General features: G+C 68.6%; 4 protein-coding genes. 1 reads left to right on the top strand and 3 read right to left on the bottom strand.

Going from position 1 to position 3,169, the window contains the following annotated elements:
• The first annotated feature begins 47 nt into the window (after positions 1 to 47).
• On the top strand, positions 48 to 545 hold the full coding sequence (locus tag NBW84_RS06095; RefSeq protein ID WP_250282505.1) for an SRPBCC family protein: 498 nt from the start codon (positions 48 to 50) through the stop codon (positions 543 to 545).
• Positions 546 to 902: 357 nt separating this feature from the next.
• Here NBW84_RS06095 and NBW84_RS06090 read toward each other — a convergent pair whose 3' ends face one another.
• The 3 genes from NBW84_RS06090 to NBW84_RS06080 all read right to left on the bottom strand — a co-directional run bounded on the left by NBW84_RS06090 (position 903) and on the right by NBW84_RS06080 (position 3,134).
• Positions 903 to 1,268: a DUF5615 family PIN-like protein gene (locus NBW84_RS06090; RefSeq protein WP_250282504.1), complete on the bottom strand. Its 366-nt coding sequence runs from the start codon at positions 1,266 to 1,268 to the stop codon at positions 903 to 905.
• Positions 1,265 to 1,687, bottom strand: a complete 423-nt coding sequence (locus NBW84_RS06085; RefSeq protein ID WP_250282502.1) for a hypothetical protein — start codon at positions 1,685 to 1,687, stop codon at positions 1,265 to 1,267. The genes NBW84_RS06090 and NBW84_RS06085 overlap by 4 nt, the downstream gene beginning before the upstream one ends.
• A 175-nt stretch (positions 1,688 to 1,862) precedes the next feature.
• Complete coding sequence (locus NBW84_RS06080; protein ID WP_250282500.1) at positions 1,863 to 3,134, bottom strand: ATP-binding protein; 1,272 nt, start codon at positions 3,132 to 3,134, stop codon at positions 1,863 to 1,865.
• Positions 3,135 to 3,169: the final 35 nt, after the last annotated feature.

Below are 3,169 nucleotides of genomic sequence, written 5' to 3'. Positions count from 1 at the left end.
CTCCGGCTCCGGCTCCGGAAACAGCGAAAACAGTGGGGAGCACGCACATGCCAGTGATCGACATCCAGAAGGACCCTGAAGCCCTCACACTGACGCTCACCGCGCGGTTCGACGCGCCGCCGCCGCGGGTGTGGCAGGTCTGGCAGGACCCCCGCCAGCTCGAGCGGTGGTGGGGCCCGCCGGCCTACCCCGCGACCGTCGTCGACCATGACCTGGCCCCCGGCGGTACGGTCACCTACTTCATGACCGGGCCGGAAGGCGACAAGCACCATGGCTGGTGGCACGTCCTGTCCGTCGACGCCCCGCACCGCCTGGAGTTCACCGACGGCTTCGCCGACGACGCCGGCCGCCCCAACCCCGACATGCCCGTCACGGCCGTCCGTGTACAGCTCACCGCGGACGGCGCGGCGGCCACCGTGATGACGATCGAGAGCGTCTTCCCCACGCTCGCGGTGATGGAGCAACTCGTGTCCATGGGCATGGTCGAGGGCATCTCCGCGGCCGTGGGCCAGATCGACACACTGCTGACCTCGCTCACCGTCTGATCCCACCGTCCGATCTCACCGTCTGACGAGGCCTGCCCCGGCAGCCCCGGCAGCCCCGGGCGTCGGCCAAGCAGCGTAAATCCGCCCGCGACCACCCACGCAGGCCATGATCGGCGTAAGTTTGTCGTTGTGTACGCTTCTGCGACCAAAAAGCGTACACAACGACAAAATCTCCTGGATCATGGCCTGTACGGCTGGCTGTGGAGGGGATCCGCGTTATTTGATGGGCTGTCAGAGGATTTTCCGGTAGCCGCCGACGACGGGGGCCTCCAGCTGCGGAAATGGCTCGCTGGCGCTGGGTACTACGCCGTTGCTCGGGCGCTCCTGGTCAGCCGGCAGTGGTTTCGTGGGGTGGGATCACCGCTGTAGGAAGACGACCTGGTCGGGGCCGAGGGTGCCCGGCTCCTGTAAGAGCTTGTCGAGTGCGCTCACGACAGCGCCTACAAAGGCTCTGTCCTGCGGAAACGCCTTTGTCGAGATCAGGACGATGCCGGCGTGGGAGCGTCCGCCGGCCCGGTACTGGGCGTCCAGCGGCAGAAAATCCCTGACGTTGAGTGTGACGAGCGCACGTCCCTGGCGCGCAGCCTCCGCCAGCACTTGATCATCGGGTAGCGAGACCAGCGCCGGGTCAGCGACGACCGAGGCGACGTCGTGTCCCTTCCCGACGAGCTGGGCGGCTGTCCGCTCCCCGAGCATCTCGTCGAGTAACAGGGGGTGGCTCATCCGGCCAGCAGGTCCTGCTCGCGACGCCAGGCCCGCTCGGCCGCCTGCTCGGCCTCGTCAGCGGCGGCGATCTCGGCATCGACCTCCAGCGGGTAGGCGGCCCAGTACCGCAGCGCCGTGCGGAGCAGCCGCGGCGGCAGGCCCGTGTTGTCCGCGACCAGGGACAACAGCCCCTGCTCGGCCAGCTCCGGTTCGGCCGCCCTGGCGGAGCGGACCGCCCGCACGACCTCCCAGACGTCAGGCCCGCCGACCAGGCCCGCCCGCCGGCCCGCCGGCCCTTCCCGGAAGGTGATGCCGGGATGTTCCGTCGTCCGCAGCCCCTCGTCCACCAGCCGGTTCGCCGCTGACGACAGCGAAAGACCTGGATGGGTGGCCACGTACGCCTGTAGGCGTACCGCGACGGCGGCATCGAACCGCACCGGTGTGGGAGCCTTCCTCGCCATACGACTACAGTGTAGTCGCCATCTTGACAGTCACCAGCCTGACGGCATGCGGGCTCCGCACGGAGATCCGTTTTCCCGACCTGACAACCAGCGACCTGACCGAACGAACCGGTCAGTCAGCGCGGGGGGGCGACTCCACAGCCCCGGTCGACTACGGGGCCCAGAGCGTGTCGACGGGCAGGACGTGCAGGCGGTCCTCGAACGTGTACGAGCGTGCTCCCAGGTAGAACACGACACCGGCTGTGAACGCGTCGCCGGTGGTGTCACGGAGTTTGCGAAGCGGGGCGAAGTCCTCACCCGGTACCCGGCCAGCCGCTTTGACCTCGAATGCCACCAGCGCCCCGTCATCGCGTTCGACAACAAGGTCGACTTCGTCGCCGTCACGAGTGCGCCAGTGGCCGGCCCCGCTGACCCAGTCCGCCCAGGACGCCTGCTTGAGCAGCTCGGTGACGACAAACGTCTCCAGGAGATGTCCGAACTCGGTGAGCGTGGTCGGATTACGGGCGGCCAGTTTCCGCGGCGTCAGCCGCAGCAGCCGAGCCGCCACCCCGGAGTCCAGGATGTGGATTTTCGGCGACGCCGTGGACCGTGTGGTAAGCGTGTTCCCCCATGCCGGGAGACGGTAAAGCAGGAACACCGCCTCGAGCAGCCGTAGATAGCTGTACGCGGTCCTCTCGTCGAGACGGACGCTCGACGCGGCCCGAGCGATGTTGAGTACCTGCGCGGTCTGGCCCGCCAGCCGCTCGAACAGGACCGGCAACGAAGCCGCCTGGCGGATCCTGGCAAGCTCCCCCACGTCGCGTTCGAGGCCGAGCCGGACGTAGTCGTCGAGCCAGCGGTTCCGCGAAGCGAGCGAGGCCCGCGCGAGCGCCGACGGGAACCCGCCTGCCGTAACGCTGTCGATGTACTCCTCACGGCTGGTCACCGACGGCCGGGCCGCGGCTACCACGGCGGCCGGGTCTGCGAACAGGTCCTCCAACAGGTGCTCGTGAGCTCCCCGGAGCTCACCCTGTGACAGCGGATATACCGGCAGCCGGTGCAGACGGCCAGTGAGCGCCTGCGCAGCCTGGGGCAACGCCTCGTGACGTGCCGAGCCCGTCAGGACGAAGCGACCGGGCCGGCCGTCACGGTTGAGCTCAGCCTTGATCGCGTCAAGGACAAGCGGGACGTGCTGGTACTCGTCGATACAGACCGGTCGTGGGCCCGCGACAAACGTGCCCGGGTCCCGGGCCACCGCGTCGCGCACGGCCACGTCGTCCAGGTCGACCAGCTCCGCGCCAACCGCGCCGGCGAGGTTTCTGAGCAGGGTCGACTTGCCCACCGACCGGGGGCCCTGAAGAAGGACCACCGGCTCCTCGAGCATCCGACCCGCGACGATGGGAGCAAGCCGCCGTGGCACCAGGCCGCGCAACCGTGCACTCACAGCCAAGATTCTATCTGATCTACGGATCCGTCGGA

This window comes from Protofrankia sp. CiP1_Cm_nod2 (assembly GCF_920664355.1).
Taxonomy (GTDB): domain Bacteria; phylum Actinomycetota; class Actinomycetes; order Frankiales; family Frankiaceae; genus Protofrankia.
This window is presented reverse-complemented; position numbering and strand designations above follow the sequence as displayed.

Excerpts from the sequence above, each read along its gene's own strand:
- NBW84_RS06095 (WP_250282505.1), top strand. The coding sequence starts at position 48 with ATGCCAGTGATCGACATCCAGAAGGACCCTGAAGCCCTCACACTGACG.
- NBW84_RS06090 (WP_250282504.1), bottom strand. The coding sequence starts at position 1,268 with ATGAGCCACCCCCTGTTACTCGACGAGATGCTCGGGGAGCGGACAGCC.